At 40.9% G+C, this 21639-nt stretch carries 18 protein-coding genes and 1 tRNA gene; 3 read left to right on the forward strand and 16 right to left on the reverse strand.

The window, feature by feature from the left end; genetic code table 11:
- Positions 1–62: 62 nt before the first annotated feature.
- From VEB00_09270 to VEB00_09280, 3 genes are all read right to left on the reverse strand, one after another.
- A complete protein-coding gene (locus VEB00_09270; GenBank protein ID HYF83200.1) occupies positions 63–2171 on the reverse strand; it encodes a sodium-translocating pyrophosphatase in 2109 nt (702 codons plus the stop codon).
- A gap of 218 nt (positions 2172–2389) precedes the next feature.
- The gene (locus tag VEB00_09275; protein HYF83201.1) at positions 2390–3934 is read right to left on the reverse strand and encodes a methyl-accepting chemotaxis protein; all 1545 of its coding nucleotides are present in this window, start codon (positions 3932–3934) and stop codon (positions 2390–2392) included.
- A gap of 75 nt (positions 3935–4009) precedes the next feature.
- Complete coding sequence (locus VEB00_09280; GenBank protein ID HYF83202.1) at positions 4010–4786, reverse strand: EFR1 family ferrodoxin; 777 nt, start codon at positions 4784–4786, stop codon at positions 4010–4012.
- Positions 4787–4972: 186 nt separating this feature from the next.
- Here VEB00_09280 and VEB00_09285 point away from each other — a divergent pair, with 186 nt between their 5' ends.
- Together VEB00_09285 and VEB00_09290 are read left to right on the forward strand one after the other, a co-directional pair.
- Positions 4973–8257 (forward strand): family 10 glycosylhydrolase, encoded by a 3285-nt coding sequence (locus tag VEB00_09285; protein HYF83203.1) that lies wholly within the window; start codon positions 4973–4975, stop codon positions 8255–8257.
- A gap of 307 nt (positions 8258–8564) precedes the next feature.
- The gene (locus VEB00_09290; GenBank protein ID HYF83204.1) at positions 8565–8888 is read left to right on the forward strand and encodes a hypothetical protein; all 324 of its coding nucleotides are present in this window, start codon (positions 8565–8567) and stop codon (positions 8886–8888) included.
- A 57-nt stretch (positions 8889–8945) separates the two neighbouring features.
- On the opposite strand, the gene VEB00_09295 is transcribed toward VEB00_09290, so the two are convergent.
- Entirely contained in the window at positions 8946–9122 is a 177-nt protein-coding gene (locus VEB00_09295) for a hypothetical protein (protein ID HYF83205.1), read from the reverse strand.
- Positions 9123–9135: 13 nt separating this feature from the next.
- Positions 9136–9816 carry a tetratricopeptide repeat protein gene (locus tag VEB00_09300; GenBank protein ID HYF83206.1) on the reverse strand — a complete coding sequence of 227 codons (681 nt, stop codon included), beginning with the start codon at positions 9814–9816 and terminating at the stop codon, positions 9136–9138.
- 110 nt (positions 9817–9926) lie between these two features.
- On the opposite strand from VEB00_09300, the gene VEB00_09305 reads away from it, so the two are divergent.
- Positions 9927–10121: a putative motility protein gene (locus VEB00_09305; protein HYF83207.1), complete on the forward strand. Its 195-nt coding sequence runs from the start codon at positions 9927–9929 to the stop codon at positions 10119–10121.
- A gap of 111 nt (positions 10122–10232) precedes the next feature.
- On the opposite strand, the gene VEB00_09310 is transcribed toward VEB00_09305, so the two are convergent.
- The 11 genes from VEB00_09310 to VEB00_09360 all read right to left on the reverse strand — a co-directional run bounded on the left by VEB00_09310 (position 10233) and on the right by VEB00_09360 (position 21633).
- Positions 10233–10306, reverse strand: a tRNA-Gln gene (locus tag VEB00_09310).
- 203 nt (positions 10307–10509) lie between these two features.
- A complete protein-coding gene (locus VEB00_09315; protein ID HYF83208.1) occupies positions 10510–10668 on the reverse strand; it encodes a rubredoxin in 159 nt (52 codons plus the stop codon).
- A gap of 189 nt (positions 10669–10857) precedes the next feature.
- Positions 10858–12036, reverse strand: a complete 1179-nt coding sequence (locus VEB00_09320) for a PLP-dependent aminotransferase family protein (GenBank protein HYF83209.1) — start codon at positions 12034–12036, stop codon at positions 10858–10860.
- 187 nt (positions 12037–12223) lie between these two features.
- Positions 12224–13240, reverse strand: a complete 1017-nt coding sequence (iolG, locus tag VEB00_09325) for an inositol 2-dehydrogenase (GenBank protein ID HYF83210.1) — start codon at positions 13238–13240, stop codon at positions 12224–12226.
- Positions 13241–13273: 33 nt separating this feature from the next.
- Positions 13274–14281 (reverse strand): LacI family DNA-binding transcriptional regulator, encoded by a 1008-nt coding sequence (locus tag VEB00_09330; protein ID HYF83211.1) that lies wholly within the window; start codon positions 14279–14281, stop codon positions 13274–13276.
- 56 nt (positions 14282–14337) lie between these two features.
- A complete protein-coding gene (pgk, locus tag VEB00_09335) occupies positions 14338–15603 on the reverse strand; it encodes a phosphoglycerate kinase (protein ID HYF83212.1) in 1266 nt (421 codons plus the stop codon).
- On the reverse strand, positions 15594–16616 hold the full coding sequence (locus VEB00_09340; protein HYF83213.1) for a type II glyceraldehyde-3-phosphate dehydrogenase: 1023 nt from the start codon (positions 16614–16616) through the stop codon (positions 15594–15596). Before VEB00_09340 ends, pgk begins: the two co-directional genes overlap by 10 nt.
- A 171-nt stretch (positions 16617–16787) precedes the next feature.
- Positions 16788–17960: a malic enzyme-like NAD(P)-binding protein gene (locus tag VEB00_09345; GenBank protein HYF83214.1), complete on the reverse strand. Its 1173-nt coding sequence runs from the start codon at positions 17958–17960 to the stop codon at positions 16788–16790.
- A gap of 54 nt (positions 17961–18014) precedes the next feature.
- Positions 18015–18911: a myo-inosose-2 dehydratase gene (gene iolE, locus VEB00_09350; protein ID HYF83215.1), complete on the reverse strand. Its 897-nt coding sequence runs from the start codon at positions 18909–18911 to the stop codon at positions 18015–18017.
- Between the two features lie 19 nt (positions 18912–18930).
- Complete coding sequence (iolD, locus tag VEB00_09355; GenBank protein HYF83216.1) at positions 18931–20796, reverse strand: 3D-(3,5/4)-trihydroxycyclohexane-1,2-dione acylhydrolase (decyclizing); 1866 nt, start codon at positions 20794–20796, stop codon at positions 18931–18933.
- Between the two features lie 45 nt (positions 20797–20841).
- On the reverse strand, positions 20842–21633 hold the full coding sequence (locus VEB00_09360; GenBank protein ID HYF83217.1) for a 5-deoxy-glucuronate isomerase: 792 nt from the start codon (positions 21631–21633) through the stop codon (positions 20842–20844).
- Between the last annotated feature and the right edge of the window lie 6 nt (positions 21634–21639).

Raw genomic sequence — 21639 nt, forward strand, 5'->3', positions numbered from 1 at the left:
TTTTGTTTGGTTATCCCCTTTGTCTGCAAAATGAATCATATGTGGGAACCGGAAAGTTCTTCTTAAAATCTAAATATATTATTATGCAGTATGAATGCAGCAAATACTATGGATACCATCGAAAGGAGCTTTATGAGTATATTTATGGACGGTCCCGAAGTATCCTTGAAAGGGTCTCCTACAGTGTCTCCGACAACTGCGGCTTTATGACAGTCGGAGCCCTTTCCGCCGTAATTGCCCGCTTCAATATGCTTTTTGGCGTTATCCCAGGCGCCACCTGAATTTGCCATCATGACTGCAAGTATGAAGCCTGTGACCGTTGCACCTGCCAGCATGCCGGCAACCCCGTTTACGCCTAGCAATAATCCTACAGTTATGGGTGCTATGATTGCTATCAGTGCAGGGGCTATCATTTCCCGTTGTGCTGCTCTTGTACAAATATCCACACAAGCTGCATAGTCGGCTTGAGCAGTTCCCTCCATCAATCCCGTGATTTCCTTAAACTGCCTTCTTACCTCTATAACAATCTTCTGTGCTGTTCTACCCACAGCATCCATTGTCAGAGATGCGAAGAGGAAGGGCAGCATGCCGCCTACAAACAGACCAACCAACACAGGCGGATTGATGATTGATAAGTTAAACACAAAATCAATGTTTTCTTTCTTAGCAATCAGTTCAATCTCATCTTTATATGCCGCAATCAGAGCCAAAGCCGTCAATGCAGCAGATCCTATGGCAAAGCCTTTTCCTGTTGCTGCAGTCGTATTTCCAAGTGCATCCAAAGCATCGGTACGATTTCTTACTTCCGGGTCCTGGTGGGACATTTCGGCTATCCCTCCGGCATTGTCTGCTACAGGTCCATAAGCGTCAGTAGCCAACGTTATACCCAGTGTACTCAGCATACCCACCGCAGATATCCCTACACCATAAAGCCCAAGATTGAAGCTTTGAGCTCCTCCGGCCAGGAAATAGCTTACCATAACGGAAATTCCTACAATGACTACAGGAACTATAGTAGAAAACATTCCCAGAGAAATACCGCCTATAATAACGGTGGCTGGCCCTGTCAAAGAAGTTGAAGCTAGCCTCTGTGTCGGTTTATACGTGTCTGAAGTGAAGTATTCGGTAAAGAATCCTATCAGGATCCCAGCAACCAAACCGCTGATAATTGCCCAGTAAATGCCGACATATTCTATACCCAATACTGCCTTTACAAGGAAATAAGCGGCTATGGCTATGATAGCACTACTTACATAAACACCTCTTCTTAATGCTCCCAAAAGTACTTTCTGCTCTGCTTTCTCCCCCGAACGTACAAAGTATGTGCCGATTATCGAGGCAATAACTCCAATGGCTGCCATAATCATGGGTATCGTCACGCCTTTAACACCCAATCCTGCTGCTACTGCAAGGGCACTGGTAGACACGATCGATCCAACATAGGATTCGTAGAGGTCTGCACCCATACCTGCAACGTCTCCGACATTGTCGCCTACGTTATCTGCAATAACAGCCGGATTCCTCGGATCATCTTCCGGGATCCCCGCTTCCACTTTGCCCACAAGGTCTGCACCTACGTCAGCAGCCTTCGTGAATATCCCGCCGCCTACACGTGCAAATAGAGCCATCGAACTGGCACCCATTCCGAAGGTGAGCATGGCGCTGGTTATATTTTGTATTTTCAAAGCCATATCCCCTAAATCCCTATAGAACCAGTTAAGAAAATAAAACCAGAAGCTTAAATCTAAAAGACCAAGTCCAACTACCACTAAGCCCATAACAGAACCGCTTGAAAAGGCAACCCTTAACCCGCTGTTCAGACTTGTCTTTGCAGCATTAGCCGTTCTGGCATTCGCATTTGTAGCAATTTTCATACCGATGAAACCGGATAACCCTGAAAAGAAACCTCCTGTCAGAAATGCGAAGGGAACAAATATCGTAAGGTAACCAAAAGCTACTAAAACTGCCAGAATGACAAACATAATACCAAAGAAGATTGCAACACCCGCATACTGTCTTTTCAGGTAGGCATTGGCTCCGATACGGATTGCAGACGCAATACTCTTCATCTGCTCGCTGCCCTCACTGTACTTCATAACAGTGAAAGCCAGGTACCCCGCAAAGCTCAATGCGATAATCGACCCGATAGGCGCTAATAGTAACAAATCCATAGAGACCCCTCCTTGCTTTATATTTTGAGTCTGGAGCTTTCTCCCTTAAATTGGATAATTATCAAAAATCTTACTCCAGTTTATATTATATACTTCCCAAATGCAATATGCAATCTGGAATTGTGTCTTAATATCAGGTGTAATTTATTGTAAAAGCCTGTAATCACAGTGATTACAGGCTTACTTGTTTTTGTTTATGCAATTTGGTCTACAATATATTAATTCAATAATTTAATTAAAGAATCATAAGACAATCCGACTTGATAGATAATTTGTTTATCAAAATCGGGAATTTCGAGATATTTAAATAATTTTTCAGATTGTTCGCTTTTTATCAGCGGACTAACTGAATATGGGTTTTTATCATCGAATATATGTTTTTTAAGGTCAAAATTGTTTTGTCTCATCATAACATCATATAAATTCAGTCCTATTGCAGATTGAATGTTTGAATTACATATAACCCCCTTGGTATCTGAATAGTCAACTTCATCTACACCAAATTCCTCTGCTAATTTTTGCATATCAGAAATTGAACCGGCGAAACCTTTGCTTTTTCCTATTCTCTCTTTAAGCTCAAGTGCTTTATTATACATAATCTTATTCATTACTACTGCTGCAATATATTGTTTTATTTCCTCAGCTACCTGAGTTATTACTTCAATACTACTATTGATTTCTTCGATAGAAGCATTCTGTTCTTCTGCCGCTGCTGCTATTGATTGAGTGGTATTTGCAGTTTCGCTTGCCATTGTCTGGTTCTTTTGTGTATTGTTCAATACTGTCTGGCTGTTTAGAACTGTATGCTCCAAAAGCGCCTGTATCTCTTGAGTCTGTCTGGCGGTTTGCTCAAAGGTTTCTATTATTTTCTCGATCAGCTCCCCCGCGGATTTAGAAACATTAACCCCTTCAGTTACATAATTTGTAACCTGATAAAAGGATTTTGATGAGGAATCTATGTCACTTTGAATTTCTCGAATTATTTCACCAACTTTTGAAGCTGCACTATTGGACTGTTCTGCCAATTTACGGACTTCATCCGCCACTACCGCAAAGCCTTTGCCGTGTTCACCAGCCCGGGCCGCTTCAATAGCCGCATTTAAGGCAAGCAGGTTTGTCTGGCTGGCAATATTTGTGATAGCAGAGACTATTTCATCTATCTGCTGTGATTTTTCAGAAAGTGTATTAATCTTTAAGGTCGTCTGTTCTGTAGTCATTTGAATTTGCTCCATGGTCTCAACTACTTTTTTAACTTCACTTCCTGCATTAATAGAAATTTTGGTTGCGTTCTGTGCTTCCTGGTTGGCACTATTGGCAAATCCAGACGCGCTGGAAATCATTTCTGCAATACTGTTCGAATTCTCAGTTACCTGGTTTACAATGTCTAGTTGTTTATTATTTTGCTCGACTATGTCTTGTGTGTTAGTGGCAATGTCTTCTGCCGCCTTTCCACTTTCTATAGACCCATTTCTGATATTCTCTAATGCATAATTCAAATTCAAAGCATTCTCTAGAATCCGCTTTAAAGAATTCTTCAGTTCATGATCTTCCAAAATAATATTTGCATTTTTTTGCTGAACTTTATTTTTTAGTCTGTTTTGCTTAAGTAAATTATCTTTTGAGAAAATGAAAAAACCCAGCCACAAAAGTATGGCACTAACTATTGCAAATAATAAGAGCGCTTTATTATCCTTTAGACCGGAAAGAACAGCAGCTATGTAAGATAATGTCAAAGAAGTTACGATGATTAAATTCTTTTTCATTTGTAAATCCCCCATATCTCTTTTTCTAATTTTAATTTTTATAATTTAGACCTTATGTTAAGAAGTCCAAAACTATCATCCTTTACCTATGCTCACATTGGGATTTGTGTACCTGCCCTTCTTTTCTGTACCCTTTCCATATTGAATGGCTTTAACCGGGCAATAGTGAATGCATGCCAGGCATTGTGTGCACCGTTCTCCCCATTGCGGCTTTCCTTGAACCTTGATATTCTTGCAGTTGCATACTCTTTCACAGATACCACAGCCTGTGCATCTTTCATCCGCATAGAACTTCTTTTCTATTGCATTCTTATTGAACAGTGGGTTTACAACTGAAGTCAGCAAACCTGGCATGAAGCCCTTTTTAACATCAAAGACTCCCCGTTTTCTTTCATTTACCACCTTGTTTATATTTTTCAAGGTTTCTTCTGCTGCTGCAAGCTTTTTCCCTTCCACTTCTTTTGAATCCACATCTCCCATAATAATATAATTATTAGGCATTACTATTGAAAATCCGCTGTCTAAATTCATATTGTTCTTCTTCAATGCTGCATCAAGAACTTCCATGGTTTTTCCTATATTATCCCCGCAGGTTGCTACAGAGAAAGTATAGTTATTGCGATAATTATCAAACTTAAGCCTCTCAATAAGCTGAAATACTATTTTAGGAGGTGCCCATGCATACACAGGATATACAAAGCCAATCCTTTCATCTTCCTTCAAGGTATATTCATAACACTCATCTTTGCTGTTCAAAACAGCAGCAATAGATACCAGCTCTTCGCCATTGTATTCTGCAATGCTTTTAGCAGCCTGTAATGAGTTTCCTGTTCCAGTAAAGTAGAATATCATAATGAATCCCCTCTCACTCGCATTTAAAACCCGTTCAATATCAAGGATACTTCCTTATAAATATAATTATATCAGAATTATGGTATTTAGGAAGATTAAAACACCTAAACCTTTTACCCGGTATATATTCTCTGATATAATCGATTTGACATGTACAAAGTTGAAAATTGTAAAGGAGTTTATAAAATGAGATATTTTAAAAGTACTTTATTATGCATCTGTTTTGCTGCAATTACTCTTATACGCATTAATGTTTACGCCGCTGATGAAAGTAAAATAAGCACTCCGGCAATTGTCTTTGAAAATGGCTCCACATATTCAATCAACTTGATTGATAAAATCCGAGAAAATGAAAGCATTATAGTTTATACCAGAAATTATGGAGAGTTCACTGAACCGTTTGCAGAAAGCACTCATGAGTATATTGTTGTAAACAATATAGTTGCTGAGGAAAATACCAATGGTGCCAAGGGTACATATATTCCTTCGAATGGCTATGTTGTATCGTATACCGGAACTAATGGAGAATTCCTTAAAAACCTTGATATTGGCAAGGGGTTCACACTTTTAAACATAGAAATCCCGACTTTACCTGAGATGTATTTTGAGTTGGATGGCGTTATCGTTCCTATAGATAAAATTAATTCCGGTCGAGATTCCAATAAGATAACATTATATAATCCTTCTTTTGGGGCTTCAACAAAAACGAATGCCTGGGGGATGGAATTGACTGTTGTAAGCAATACAATAGGTAAGATTATTGATATAAGGAATGAGAAAGGTATAACACTTGATAATAACTCTCCGATACCGTCAGATGGAGTAGTTATATCCATACATTCAGGAAGTCCATATTATAAACAATTGCATGAGAAAGCAAAAGTAACTGATAAAGTAGTTGTAACTACGGACAATATGCTATATAACGCAAGTAAGAACAAATATGCTGCCTGCAATCCACAAACAATAGCGGATAACCCCGCAGCTTGGAATATAGCAGAGGGTAAGCCCTATGATGGTTTTAGAGGTCCCAATCAGCTGATAATCTATGACAGCAGTTACGGCAGTCATACTGGCACGAATCCTTACGGTTATGAGGTTGTGGTAAGCAACGAAGGGCAGATAATAAGTACGGGCGGCAATGATTCAGAAATCCCAAAGGGCGGGTATGTACTTTCGGGACATGGAGATAAGCTGAATTGGCTTCAGAAATATGCACTTCTGGGTGCAACAGTCGTATTCAATAATGACAAAAAGGAAGTAACGATGATTTTCACTCCTGATTCGTATATGAATATGGCTCTATATAATATAAATTCAGCACAGGCCAGCCTGGAGCTTGCTAAGAAGCAATACTTGGATATTTCATATGATAACGTGCAGAGCATGATAAATCTGACTGAATCTAAACTGAAGAAAATTCAAGCACAGCTTGCCCAAGGACAATATGACGGCTTGATAAAGGCGGTCAGGGATATGCAGAAAGACGCAGATACTGCATATTATATGACCTTTGAATCTGTAAAGGTAGAAAACAGGGCAGTATGGCTAAGACCCAGAGATACCAGTATTGTTCAAATACAAAAGCGCCTTGATATGTTGAAGGCTCTAAATATAAACACCATATACCTTGAAACCTACTGGAACGGATATGCTATATATCCGACAAACAATGAGATTATGCAGCATAACCCTATGTTTAATGGGTTAGATGTGCTTGGCGTATACTTAAAAGAGGCACATGCAAGAGGTATTGAATTGCATGCATGGGTTGAGAACTTCTTGGTGGATCAGTCTATAGCTGCGAAAAAACCTGAATGGATGGCAATGAGCAGAAAAGGTGATAATTATTACCTTGAAAACGGTGTAACCAAATACTACTTTATGAATCCGGCTCTGCCTGAAGTCCGTGACTTTTTATCCGGCTTATATAAGGGGCTTATCAGTAATTATAACCTTGATGGCATTCAGTTTGATTACATGCGATATTCCCATTCGGGTGATTACTCAAACGATTTTGGCTATGATACCTATACCAGACAACTTTTTACTGATTATACCGGTACCGATCCTATAGTTTTAAAGCCCAGTGATGCACTATGGCAGAATTGGTGCGGTTTCAGAGCATATATAGTCAGTTCCTATGCATATAGATTATTTTCAGAAGTAAAATCGATAAAACCTAACCTCACTATATCTTCAGATGTATGGCCCGACTACGATAAGACGATAGTTGACATTTACCAAGATCCTAGAGCGTGGATACAGAAAGATTACATCAATAATTTAATACCAATGTCCTACTACCTTTATGAAGCCCCTGTGGTTGATGATATTAACAATTCACGGGCTTTTGCAAGAGGTCATTCACAGCTTACGTCCGGAATTGCTGCATTCAATAAAGTTGATACCAAGGTGTTTTTAAGGCAGATTGCTGCAATAAGAGCTGCAAATACAAGCGGGATTGCAATTTTTGAGTTTGAGTCATTATTCAGCGGAGGTTATGAAGGTCCATTAAAGCTAGGAGCCTTCAGCAGTCCCTCAATAGTCACAAACGGAGACCCTGAGCAATCAATAAAAATGGTGCTTAATGAGTTAGTGCGAAAAATTGATGATATATATATCAAATATGGTGGTATGGACACTCCCGCGGCTGAAAAATACAAAAAACTTCTAAGTGCTATCAAGGTCAGCTTTAAAGATGATACTGATACAACAAAAGCAGCATATTATCTCAAACATAGCATCGAAGATTTACTAGTAGCTATTGATTCTGATCCAAGTCTAAATAACGAAGTCGTAAAACGTATCGGTTCCGACTTAAATATTGCTATAAATATAATTGATGCATATATCTCAGACACCAGATTTATGACTAGCCATGAAGTCAGAGAATTCCAGGTTGAGATACCGGTTAAAGTCCTCAAAAACAATGAAATGGCACCACTGAAGTTGAAAGCTGTATTTAATGATAATGCGAGCATGTACCTTGACAAAGCACAATACTCAATAAAGACTGACAATCCAGCTTCTGTTGAGATAACTGGTGATATACTCAAGCTGAAGGATGTTAAGGAAAGAACAACAATTACAATTGACATTCTGGATAACTTCAAATTCAATACCACCAAGGATATAAATAAAAAAATGGAGCTTGTAATAAACCAAGATGGCAAGACTATAGCGGATTTTGCCTATGGTATTTTAAAAGCATCTGAAGTAGGCTATACAACTGCCAGGCTTGACTGGGGAAGTGCAGTAATTGATTCGGATATAGCCGGATATGCTGTCTATCGCAACGATATGGAAATTGCAAGAACCTCTTCTGACATGTTCAATGACAGAGACTTGCAATCAGGTGAGAATTATGTCTACTATGTACATGGATTTGATGCAGCAGGCAATATAGTATATAAGAGCGACCAAGTGACAATCAATACAAAAGTACCCAGCTTACTTGCCTCACATTAGGCAGATGTTAAAAGCCAGTAATCCAAACGGATTACTGGCTTATTTTTATTTACTTTCAACTACTCAAATAAATTAATCATCTTAAGCTTTGATTCTATATTTTTAACCTGAAGATTATTTGTGCTATATTGCTTGCAGCATTATTCCATAGTCCCTCTGAACGTCATTTTTCATAAAGCCAAATAATTAATTTATTAAGCTTCTACAAAACTTTGATAACATAATATGTCCACTCTACATATATAGTAACTGAGAAATAAAACGTTTCAATTTATGTATAGCAATACTGAAAAAAGGGGGTGAGATTTTGGAACATGTATATGATTCTCGTAGAAGGCTCCGTGGTTATGTTGATAATAACACTATTTACGACACAAACTATAATATCATGGGTTATACAGATGGGTATATGCTTTATGACGGATACGGATCACCTTTAGCTTATGTAGGCGACGGATACGTCCGTACAATGGACGGTACACCCTTAGGGTATTACAGGGGCAGCAGATTATACGACATGACTGGCAACTACTTGGGATATGGAAATTTCGGATTTTTTGGATTGCTCGGTGCTTCCTTCCTATTCTTACTATTAGGAGGCTTGTTCTTAAGCCCATTTTGGTGGTGGTAATCCAGTGTGGTTCCATCAGTAAAAAAATGAACCTGACGAAACTCGCCAGGTTCATTTTCATTCCTTATAAGTAATCATCATCACCCTGCATTTCCCTGCAACTATTGATTCTTCCAATTTATCCGAAAAGGAAACCAACTTCTCCAATGCCTCTGCACCATCGCTGTTTCTGTGCAACACTTCTATTTCACGCTTTGGAGCTATCGTTTCCATGATAACAAGATACATTCTCACCTTGACTCCTCCTTTAGATACCCAGCAGCTCTTCAACTCTTGCATCGCGTTTAAACCCTCTTATCATCAGCAGCCTGTCATATATCAATACTGCCTTTTCCTTCTGTCCTGCCTTTATATAAGCGTTTATAACCTGCATTAATATTGTTTTATCAATGTGGGCTTTTGACAATGCAAATATTATATCAAAACTTCTGTCAAAATGCTCCACTGCTTTTTGATACTCACCTGATTCGGAGTATATAATACCCATGGAACCCAATATCTCTACCTTCAGGTCATTATCCCTATCCTGACCTTCAAGTGCCTGATTAAGGCAGCGGATTGCTCCTTCATCATCTCCTTTTTTATGTTTAGCAACTCCAAGGATTCTCAAAACATGCCGTCTATCAATATCTGATAGTGTTTTTGAATCAAGGTAATCTTCCAAATATAGAACCGCCTTATCATTGTCCTTATCTATGAGCTTTAGCCCCTTGTTGAACTTTCTCTCTGAGATTGACGATGGCATGAACCAGGAGAGTATCACTGCTGCAGACAAGTCTAATGCAAGTACCAATGTTTCTAAATAGTCAGGGAGAGACTCAAATACATCCATTTGCTTCAATATAAATATTGCAATCACTAGAATCCATAATATAATTTTTACAAAAAGCTCAATAAGTCTATATCTATTCACAATTTCACCCTTCATAAAAAGTACTCCTTAATTTATATTTCTTATTTATCGTTGCTCATTACTTCATGTATTATTATGTACAAAAATAAATAAATATGTTATAATTTGGCAAAGGAGGTATGCATATGAATGTATCCATGGATATGTCAGGCCTTCAAAGTGTAAGACAAGCTCTGGGTATAGCAAACATGCGAACAGCGCTGAAACAGGATGCAGAGAGTGTGGCTTACATTATGAAAAGCTTGCAGGAAACAAGTGCAAAAACTTTAGAGATGTCTGTCACTCCACATATAGGCGGAAATATAGATCTTAAAGGATAACTTTTGAAAGTAAAAAACTACCGGATAGTCGGTAGTTTTTTATTATTAACTCTATTTTGCAAAAAAAATAAAAAACTGTAGAAAGTAATCTCTACAGCATAGATATCAATATGGCACCCGATTAAGGATTTGAACCTCAACAAACTGATCCAGAATCAGTTGTGCTACCATTACACAAATCGGGTGTATATGTTCGGCTCATCACCGACAGAATATATATTATCATGTATCACTAGTTTTAGCAATCCACTTTTCTTTTATTATTGTTATTTACATGAGAGAAACTGATATTTGCTCAATTTCTCTCATGTAAGCTACGAATATGTATAGACTTTAAATCATCTCCAGGTACTTTCCGGCAGAATAACCTGCCGCTTCCAGAACTTCATTATGCCTTCTCGAACATATCCTTTCCAACTCCGCATAAAGGACATACCCAATCCTCTGGTATCTCTTCAAAAGGAGTGCCGGGAGCAACTCCGCTGTCTGGATCTCCTGCCTCTGGGTCATAAACATAACCGCATGCTGTACAAATCCATTTTTCCATAATTTTGCCTCCTTATCAGGTTAATTTGGAAGTAGTTGCATTTTCCAAAAAACCTATTTGTTTTTTTTGAGATTAAGCATATTATACTATTATGCTTAGCTTTTTACCATATACTACATATATTTTTACCAAATTAGTTACATATTAAACTCAAAATAAAAATCTCCGATTTCTCGGAGATTTTTTGATCTAAAACGCTTTCAATACTTTAGCAAGTCTTTTCATTCCTTCTACTATCTTATCATCTGGCATATTCGAATAGTTCAATCTACAGTGATTTGCATTACCGCCATTTGGATAGAAGGGTTCACCAGGTACAAATGCTACTTTCTGCTCCAAAGCTTTCTTGAGCAGCTCTGCAGCATCAATTTCCTTCGGGAATGTAGCCCATGCAAAAAGTCCTCCGCTCGGGGTAGTGTATGTTGTACCCTTTGGGAATTCTGCCCTCATGACCTCAAGCATTAAGTCTCTTCTAGTTTTGTATACTTTTTTAATTTTTTCTATATGCGCTTCGATATCATACATTTCAAGAAACTTGTCAACTTCCCTCTGAGCAATGGTGCTACACTGCAAGTCGGCACCCTGCTTGACCAGGTTATATTTATGAAGTATTTCCGGCTCAGCTATGACCCATCCAAGTCTCAAGCCCGGCGCGAAAATCTTTGAGAAAGTTCCCAGATGAATTACAAGATTCTTTGGATCGAAGCACTTTAGCGATGGCATTATCTCGCCTTCAAATCTGAGCTCACCGTATGGATTATCTTCTATAACAGGTATCTCATACTTGGTAGCAAGCTCCATTAGACGTTTTCTTCTTTCAAGGCTTAAAGTCCTGCCTGTAGGGTTCTGGAAATCAGGAATAGTGTATATGAATTTTACATTGTTGTTCGCTGCCAAAGCTTTCTCCAAATCTTCTATTATCATCCCGTCTTCGTCCATTGGTATTTCAACGAATTTAGGCTGATAAGCTTTGAAAGCACTCAATGCGCCCAAATAGCTCGGGCTTTCACATATTACCACGTCACCCTCATTAATGAATATTTTGCCAGAGAACTCAAGACCCTGCTGTGAACCGCTTGTCATAAGTATATCTTCAGCTTCTACATTTATTCCAAGCTTTACTGCCCTTTTAGCTATCTTTGCCCTGAGCGGCAGATAACCATCTGTTGAGCTATATTGCATTGCAGCCTTTCCGTCTTCCCGCAATACTCTGCAGCATACCTGTTCCATTTCCTCGATAGGAAAAAGCTCAGGCGCCGGAAGTCCTCCTGCAAATGATATTATGTCTGGCTCTTCAGTAAGCTTTAGTAGTTCACGAATAGCGGATCCCTTGATGTTGTCCATTCTACTAGCAAATTTAATTCCCATTTAGATTAAACACCCCCATAAATTTTAAGCCCGCCATCTTTTGTTTTCCATCCTCCAATTTTATTTTACATTAAATAAAATTTATTTTCTATAAATTCTACAAAATTTTTTTAATACTGCAAAAAATATCACTAATAAAAAATCCAGAAAAGATATGAAAAATATCATACTTTCCTGGATCCTTGCACTAATCTATTACTACCAGCTTATTCTCCCTGAAGGATTCAGTGGCCTTATATGCTATTTCTGTGGATTTTGTCCCGTCATATACTGTAACCTCAGGTCTCCGATTCTCTAAAATGCAATTTATGAATTCCTGCTTTTCCAACAGATAGGCCTGTTCAAATCTTTCCGGAAAACCTGAGACGCATTCCTGAACTGCTCCATGCTCGTTGAATATGGTAACCAGATTCTTTTGAGGGGTAGCACCTACTCTAAGGGTACCTTTCGTACCAACGATTTCCGTTTCCACATGGTAGCCGTGAGGAGCAGTCCTCCCGGAGTAGAACATAGCCATGGTATCGTTCTTGAATTGCATTAGGGCACAGGCATTATCGCTATCTCCGAACTGACCGAATTCCTTGTGGACATAACAACCGCCAACAGCATATACGCTCCTTGCTTCTGAGTCTAAAAACCACCTTGCAAGATCAATGTCATGTATCATCATATCGAGGAACATTCCTCCGCTTGTTGCTGCGAATTTAATAGCTCCGACTACTGCTTTCTCCGGATCCGCGCTTGTGGCTCTGAGCAAAAATGGTTTTCCAATTGCACCCTCGTTTAACTTCTGCTTTGCGTAAGCATAGGATGGATCATACCTTCTCATAAAGCCCAGCATGAATACCTTGTCAGGATGCTTCTCCACCGCCCGCTCTGCAAGCTTGCATTCTTCAACTGTAACACCAAGGGGTTTTTCGCTAAACACATGCAATCCTGCTTCAAGAGCTGCTTCAATCTGTGCACAGTGCACCGGAGACGGCGATACTATAGCAACTGCATCCAGTTCAGCATTCCTAATCATTTCATAATAATCAGTGTAGCCATATTTTATATTCCAGCTGCTTTGTACATAATCAATTTCTTCCTTCTTAATGCTGCAGACTGCAATGAGTTCTGCGTTTGGTATCTTGAAAGCCAGATCCTCGGCATGCTTCAATCCCAATCGTCCCAAGCCTACGATGCCCATTCTTATCTTTTTCATCTGATCAGCCTCCTTAATGAAAGGATTGGACCTCTACCATTTATGCTCTTCTCTTGTTGTGCTTCTTACTATTAACTCAGGTTCTAATATGATTATTTTCGATTCCTTGTTTTCACTGTCATTGATCTCCTTTAACAGCAATTCTACAGCGCACTTGCCTATCTGACACTTTGGCTGAGCAATTGTTGTCAGCTGTATCTGCGGAAGCTTAGCATAATCTATATCATCGTATCCTACTATTCCAAGATCGCCGGGCACAATCAGCCCGTTTTCTTCAGCACTTTGCATTACTCCGAGCGCTATCACGTCATTGCCCGAAAAAACTGCATCCGGAATATTACCGGACTTAATGAGCTTATTCATGATCTCATAACCGCTTTTGGTCTTAAAGCTTCCATTTACAATAAGTGTTTCATCTATTTCATACTTATATCTGCTGAGTGCTTGCTTATAGCCTTCTATTCTTTTAGAATTCGTGTATGAATCAGGTTTCCCTCCTATGAAGGCAATCCTTTTGTAGCCTGATTCTATGAGATGCTTGGTTGCCAGAAATCCTCCCCGTTCATCATCTACCTCAATGCAGCTGAAGCTGTCATTCTGTGAGGTTCTATCGAGAAGTACCAAGGGGACGGTGATGTTCCCAAAATTATTCTCCGCAGAGTCAGATGCAGGTTTTAGTATTATGCCGTCTACTCTCTTCTCCTGCAGTAATTTCAAGTAAGACTGCTCCTTTTCCACATCCCAGTTTGTATTGCATAAAAAAGTATTGTATCCATGCTCACTGGCTACATCCTCTACACTTCTTACAATTTCCGGAAAGAAAGGATTAGTTATATCAGGAATGACAAGTGCAATGGTATGTGTATACTTCATAACCAAACCCCTTGCTATTGCATTGGGCTGATAGCCCATCTTTCTTGCCTCTTCCAGCACTATTTCTCTTGTCTCAGCATTCACCCCAGCTCTATCATTCAACGCTCTTGAAACTGTAGCATATGAAATACCAATTTTTTTTGCTATATCCTTAATTGTTACTTGCATAGTTTTTCTCCGTTCTAAGACTTTTTCTACTAAATTATAGCAAATATATACTTAATTTACAAACTTTTAGCCCTGTCATATGCCTTCTCCATCGCCTCAATCAAAGGAAGCTTTTTCCCAGATAGGAATCTTACCATTGCTCCACCGGCAGTACAGACATAGCTTATTTTTTCAAGATTTATAAACCTCGACGCTGCGCTGACTGTGTCCCCTCCGCCTATTACTGAGTAACCCTTTGAATCAGCTATGGCATTCCAGATTTCTCTTGTGCCGTTTTCAAACAATTTGTTCTCATACACTCCGGCAGGGCCATTTACAAAAATTGTGCCAGCCTCAGCAATTACTCTTTTATACCTCTCTATTGTCCCTGAACCAATATCCATATACAGCTCTTCCTGTGGCAGTTCAAACACAGATAGCTCATGCCTTTCACCGTCCAATTCATAAGCCAGGTCTACAGGGACTTCTATCTTGCCGGGGTAATCCCTCAAATACTCCCTTGCAGGCTCAACATATAGAAGCAATTCCCTATCCTTTAGAAATCCCATCTTCCTGCTGCCCAGCGCTTTTCCCATTGCCAGAAGCATAATTTCTCCGGTTATGCCGCAGGATAGTATCTTATCTGTAGTGCCGTTTTCCAAAACCTGCTTCATCATACCGAAAGCATCAGATATTTTAGCCCCTCCAAGTACAAATATTGATGGCTTCGCCGGCGTTTTCATCACCCTGGTTAGTGCACTGTATTCCTCAATCAGCTGCCTGCCCCCTGCTGTGGGAAGAAGCTCCTGAAAAGCTACCATTGATGGAGCATTCCTGTGGGCTGCAGCAAAGGCATCATTTACGTAATAGTCCGCGAGGGGTGCTAGATTGCGCACGAGATAAGTTTCCAGCATTTCCTCAGGCTTAAGCTTTACAACATTTTCAAAGGTAGAAATCTCCTCGGAAAGATACCTGAGGTTTCCGAGAAGGATAGCCTCCCCCTCTTTAAGATTCTTAACAGCCTCCTGAGCTGCCGGACCCGCGACATCATCTATGTATTTCACTTGTACGCCCAAATATGCTGAAAGCTTTTCTGCATGTTCGTTCATAGGTACAAGATTCTGATAATCCAAGGTATCTCCTTGGTGGGCAATTATAGCCAGCTTTGCACCTTTTTGCAGTATATCCCTTATAGTAGGTATACTTGCTTTTATTCTATTCTCGTTGACTATCCTTTTTGTTGAAGGATCAATGGGTGAATTGACATCCACCCTCAGAAGCACTGTCCTTCCCTTATAGTCAAATTCATCAATGGTTCTTATTTTCCCATATTTTATTTCCATTTTCCTAACCCCAAATATTTATTGGTTTCTGCTACAGCTTCCAGTCTTTCTGTCTGCATTTCAAGCGCAGCCCTTATACCGTCTATTGTCTCAGGGATTGTTACGGCTTCCTGCGGGATATTGATTGCATACATGATATCATTCCCGGATTCTACTATGGACTCTTCCCACATTGCTATTTCATACATGTCCCCCCTTGGATTTCCAAGGTCTCTTGCATATCTGAACAACGAAGCGTTCCCGAGGAATCCGTCAGCAATCCTCACTACTCTTATCCTGTCATGGGTCTTAAAGGCTTCAAGAGCCATTTCCTTGGTGATTTTCTTCTTGCCGGTTGCCAATACTGTTATAATGTGTCCATGGGTTACAGGTGTGTGTACAAGTATTCCGGTTGCATCCACATGGGGCATTATTGTCATAAGATCCAATGCTTGATGGCTTGGAGCCTTATCAATCTGAAGAGCGTTAGTGAGCCCCCTATGGTAGTCACCCGGATCTGCTACACGCCTGATTATTGTAATTGCTACTTTATCTATACCATATAGTCTGTCAAGACAATCCACCGACCTAATCAGCCCTGTGGTATTGCAGGATGTAAGCTTTAAAAACTGTGCGCCGAGTCCTTTCTCATAATTGGCATATCCATGGAAGAATACGTCAGCTACACTGTTCTTTTCACCGCCTTGGAAGATTGCCTTCTTGTTGTACCTGGCATAAAGCTCCTTATTCATTGCACCGACTCCGGCGCTGGTGGCATCAAGCATTATATCCACTTCCTGCACCAGTTCCTCCAAAGTTCCCGAAACCGGTATGTTAAGCTCATCAAATTGACTCTTGTTATCCTGTACCGCCAGGTACAAGTTGTAGGGCATTCCTTTTTCCTTTAATGCACGGACAGCAAGTGTAGGTGCGACATCAGCGACACCTACAAGCTTCATATCTCCTTGACTTGCCACCCCGTCGGCAAGCCTCTGCCCGATTACGCCGTATCCGGCTACTCCAACCTTTATCATATTCATACCTCCATAAAATACTTTTTTCTTCTCCCAGCTGTCAGAGCTTTTTAGACAATTGCAGGAAGTGTTGAGCCTCCATATGGCATTACTATGACTTTTGCCTTGCTTCCAAGGGCTGAGAAAGCCTCAGATAAAAAAGCCTAATGAAATTCTCACTTGTAAGCCCCCTTAGATTCTTGCCATCCCGATTTCCCTGGCAGCTTTCGCAACCGCCTCTGCTACTGCCTTGCCAACTCTTGGATCAAAAGGCAGCGGGAGTATATAATCCTGTGTCAGTTCTTCATTACTTACAAGAGATGCCAGTGCCTTGGCTGCAGCAATCTTCATATGGTCATTTATATCCTTGGCTCTTACATCAAGTGCACCCCTGAAAATTCCCGGGAAAGCAAGCACATTATTAATCTGGTTTGGAAAATCTGAACGTCCGGTACCTATAACCTTGGCCCCTGCTTGCTTCGCCAAATCCGGCATAATCTCAGGTAAAGGATTTGCCATGGCAAATATGATAGGGTCCTTAGCCATGGACGCAACCATGTCCTGGGTTAATACTCCGGCGGCCGATACTCCTATAAATACATCAGCACCGGTCAAGACATCCCTTAGTGTTCCCTTTTTCTTCTCAAGGTTGGATATCCTCGCCATAAGCTCCTTCTCAGCGTTAAGATTTTCTCTGCCTTCATATATTGCTCCCTTTGTGTCACACAGTGTTACCTTTTTAAGACCCATGCTCATAAGAAGCTTGGTAACAGCTATGCCTGCGGCACCCGAGCCATTTACCACCACTTCTATTTTACTAATATCCTTACCAACGACCTTTAGAGCATTAAGCATTGCAGCAAGTACTACAACTGCTGTCCCATGCTGGTCATCGTGGAAAATTGGAATGTCGCATTCCGCCTTAAGTCTTCTTTCAATTTCAAAGCATCTGGGCGCAGATATATCTTCGAGGTTTACCCCTCCGAAGCTTCCCGCAAGAAGCTTTACTGTATTGACAATTTCATCAGTGTCCTTCGACCTAATGCAAAGGGGAAACGCATCCACATCTCCAAAGGTCTTGAAGAGTACACATTTACCCTCCATAACCGGCATACCCGCTTCTGCTCCAATGTCCCCAAGTCCAAGAACCGCAGTACCATCTGTAACAACAGCTACAAGATTCCATCTCCTTGTAAGCTCGTAGGAGAGATTTACATCCTTTTGTATCTCCAGACATGCCTCAGCAACACCGGGAGTATATGCAAGGGACAGATCCTGCTTATTATTGACAGGAACTCTGCTTGCAACCTCTATTTTCCCCTTCCATTCCTGATGAAGCTTCAAGGACTCTTTCTTAATATCCATACACTTTCCTCCAATTGGATTCTGTCAAATATCCTTTGTTTTTGAATATTAAATCTAAAGACCCGTTTTTTCTCTTATATAATTTCTTGCTTTCACTGCATATTCAAAAGGATTGGCTTTTGCCGGGTCCTGCTCAGCCTCTACCACCATCCAGCCACTGTAATTGTTATCCTGCAGCAGCTTGAACAACGGTACGAAATCTATCATCCCATCCCCCGGAACCGTGAAAACTCCTTCTCTGACTCCCTGAAGGAAGCTCATCTTTTCCCTTTTAACCTTATCCAGTACATCCTCTCTTATATCCTTCAAATGTACATGTTTAACTCTGTTAATATACTTCTTTAGCACTTTCTCTGGATTCTCCCCCGAGAAGGCGAGATGTCCCGAGTCAAAGAGCAGGTGCACGAGGTTAGGATCTGTTGTGGACATCAGACGATCAATTTCTTCAAGAGTCTGCACACCCGTACCCATATGGTGATGATACGCAACTATCATCCCTTTTTCCGCAGCTAAACGTCCAAATACTTCTAGTCCTCCTGCAAGACGTTTCCATTCTTCATCAGTAAATGCAGGCTTATTGTCGAAAACGGGCAAATCAGTCTTCCCCTGAATGCTGTGTCCCTGCTCCGCAACTCCTATGACTCCTGCGCCCATCTCATACAGAAAGTCCCTATGCTTAATGAATTCAGCTACAGTTTCATCCTGGGGCTTTGTTGTAAGAAAAGCACTGAACCACGCATTGCAAATACGTATTCCTCTTAGTTCCAAAGCCTTTTTTAGAACTTTAGTATCTCTTGGATATTTATTGCCTATCTCACTGCCTGTAAAGCCAGAAAGAGCCATTTCACTAATACACTGCTCAAAGGTATTCTCTCCCCCCAACTCCGGTATATCGTCATTAGTCCATGCTATTGGGGCAATACCCAGCATAACCTTATTTTTATCAAGCATATCAATTCCCCCATATACTTTAATATTTTCTTGCTATCTCTATTTGCTTTTCCATTTCTTCATACGCGGCTTTAACTTTTTCGCTGGTTGATACCTCAGCTACACCAACGCGCCACCAGGATTCGTAACCCCCTGACATTGTTCCGGGCAGAACTTTTATATCTATAAGGGTTGAAACTGCAGATTTTTTTACTTCTTCCAATGCATACCGCAGCTCATTTATGTTTGTTGCCGTATATGTTTTGGCTCCGTAGCTCCTTGCGTTGGCAGCAAAGTCCACAGGTACAATATCCCCTGTCAACCGCCCTGTCTCCTTATCGCGATAGCGGAACTCATTTCCAAATTGGTCAGTTCCCTGTGAGATCTGAAGATTCTTAATGCATTGGAATCCATAGTTGTCAAATAACAGCACATTTATCTTGCGACCTTCCTGTATACTGGTGAAAAGCTCAGAGTGCAGCATCAGGTAACTGCCATCACCAACCATTGAATACACTTCCCTATCAGGCTCAGCCAGCTTTACACCCAAGGATCCTGCTACTTCGTAACCCATACAGGAAAATCCGTATTCCATATTATAGGTCTTAGGCTTGGTTGAACGCCACAAGCGCTGAAGGCATCCCGGAAGGCTTCCTGAAGATCCCACTACAATCGCATCCTCATCCAAGAGCTTGTTCAGTTCTCCAAGAACACGGGTCTGTGAAAGTCCAACCTCCAGCTCAACAGAATAAAGCCTGTCAACTTCCTTATCCCATTCATCTTTTACTTCAGCTATCTTTTCGTTCTCATAACCAGTCTTGTATTCTATTGCCTCCAATGCCTCTCTAATGGCTTTCAAGGCTTCCTTGGCATCCGCTACCACGGTCAAAGCATCCAGCTTCATTGCATCAAAGCTGCTTACGTTTATTGCCATAAACTCAACATTCGGATTCTTAAAAGCCGATTTTGATGCAGTCGTAAAATCCGAGAACCTGGTTCCTATACCAATTACTAAATCTGCATCCTTTGCCATTATATTTGCAGCAAGACCCCCTGTAACGCCTATTCCTCCCAGGTTGAGCCTGTGGTTCCAAGATATCAAGCCCTTACCTGCCTGAGTTTCTCCAAAAGGTATGTTGAAAGCTTCTGCAAATCTCTCGAGCTCTTCATGAGCCTCTGAATACGCTACTCCACCGCCGCATATAATAATCGGCCTTCTCTTTTTTCTTATCAAATCAACAGCTCGTTTTAGCTCTCCAATTGTTATAAGTCTTCTTTCAATGTGATGCACTCTCTTATTAAAGAATTCTACCGGGTAATCATAAGCCTCCGCTTCCACATCTTGAGGCATGCAAAGGGTAACAGCACCTGTTTCGGCAGGATCTGTAAGCACTCTCATAGCATTGATAGCAGCAGTCATTAACTGCTCAGGCCTTTCAATTCTATCCCAGTATTTGCTGACTGCTCTAAATGCATCATTTGCGGTTATAGTATGGCTTGTTGGCTGCTCCACCTGCTGAAGCACGGGATCCGGCTGCCTGCAGGCAAAAGTATCACCGGGAAGCAGCAGTACCGGTATTCTGTTGACGGTGGCTGTGGCAGCTGCTGTCACCATATTTAGTGCGCCAGGACCAATGGATGATGTGCAGGCGAATATCTCTTTCCTGTTCTTCTGCTTTGCATATGCTGTTGCAACATGCACCATGCCCTGCTCATTATGGCCCTGATAATACACCAGCTCATGGCCTCCCTGTTCCAAAGCCTGACCAAGCCCCGTAACACAGCCATGACCGAATATCCCGAAAACACCTTTTACAAATTTATTTTCTTTCCCGTCTACCTCCACATATTGATTGTCGAGGAACTTCAATAAAGCTTGCGCCATGGTCAATCTAATCGTTTTCATCTTTTTCCCCTCTTTACTCATAAAATGCTTCAGATTAGCAGTACCCTACTTATCCGGCCAAATCCTTGCATCCGGCTTAGTCACCCATAAATGCTCCTCTAAAAATACCGGTTCAATGTATGGGTTGCGGTCCAAATGCCTTATTACCCAAAGATAGTACATGGCATATCCCGGAGCTGTTGCCTGGGGGTGAGTCATGCCTTCCCCGATTTTTACCGTGTCATTATTTTGTACCTTGAGTACTTCTTCTCCCACCTCGGCATATCCGAAACCATTCTCCGGATAGAATTTATAGTAATATATCTCCGGCTGCGGATGGTGATGAGGCGGGTAACTTGACCATCTTCCCGGATGGTCTATCACTTCTCCGAGTACAAGGTTTGAATAATCCGCATTGCTGTAATCAAAAATAGTCCTTACTGTCCTGGTGGAGGTTTCCTTCATTGTCCCCTTGCCCCGTTCCTCACTTCTACAATCTGAAGACATATAGAATTTAGCAGCAAAAGCTCTTTCATTATCAGTCTTTTGTACTGCAAGCTCAGAATCCTCACCCAATCCGGTGATTTTAACCACTATCCCTGCAGGTACATGAAGGCACCATGGACTTTCATCAAAGCAGGATTTTCTTAAAGCTCTCTCTTTATTCCCCTGCCATTCAAATACTACCTCTCCTCTAATAAGCAAGTATGCTCTTTCTTTTTCTTCGAAATCAGTTTCAATCTGGCCCTTTGCAAGCCGAAGGATTCCGAAATCCATAAGCACATCACTGTGTTTGCCCTTCATCTCAGTAATGCTGTTATAGCCGAAGTCAAAGTGCTTATCCTGTCTGATTCTCATCTATAC

This window comes from Clostridia bacterium (assembly GCA_035628995.1).
Taxonomy (GTDB): Bacteria; Bacillota; Clostridia; order Lutisporales; family Lutisporaceae; genus BRH-c25.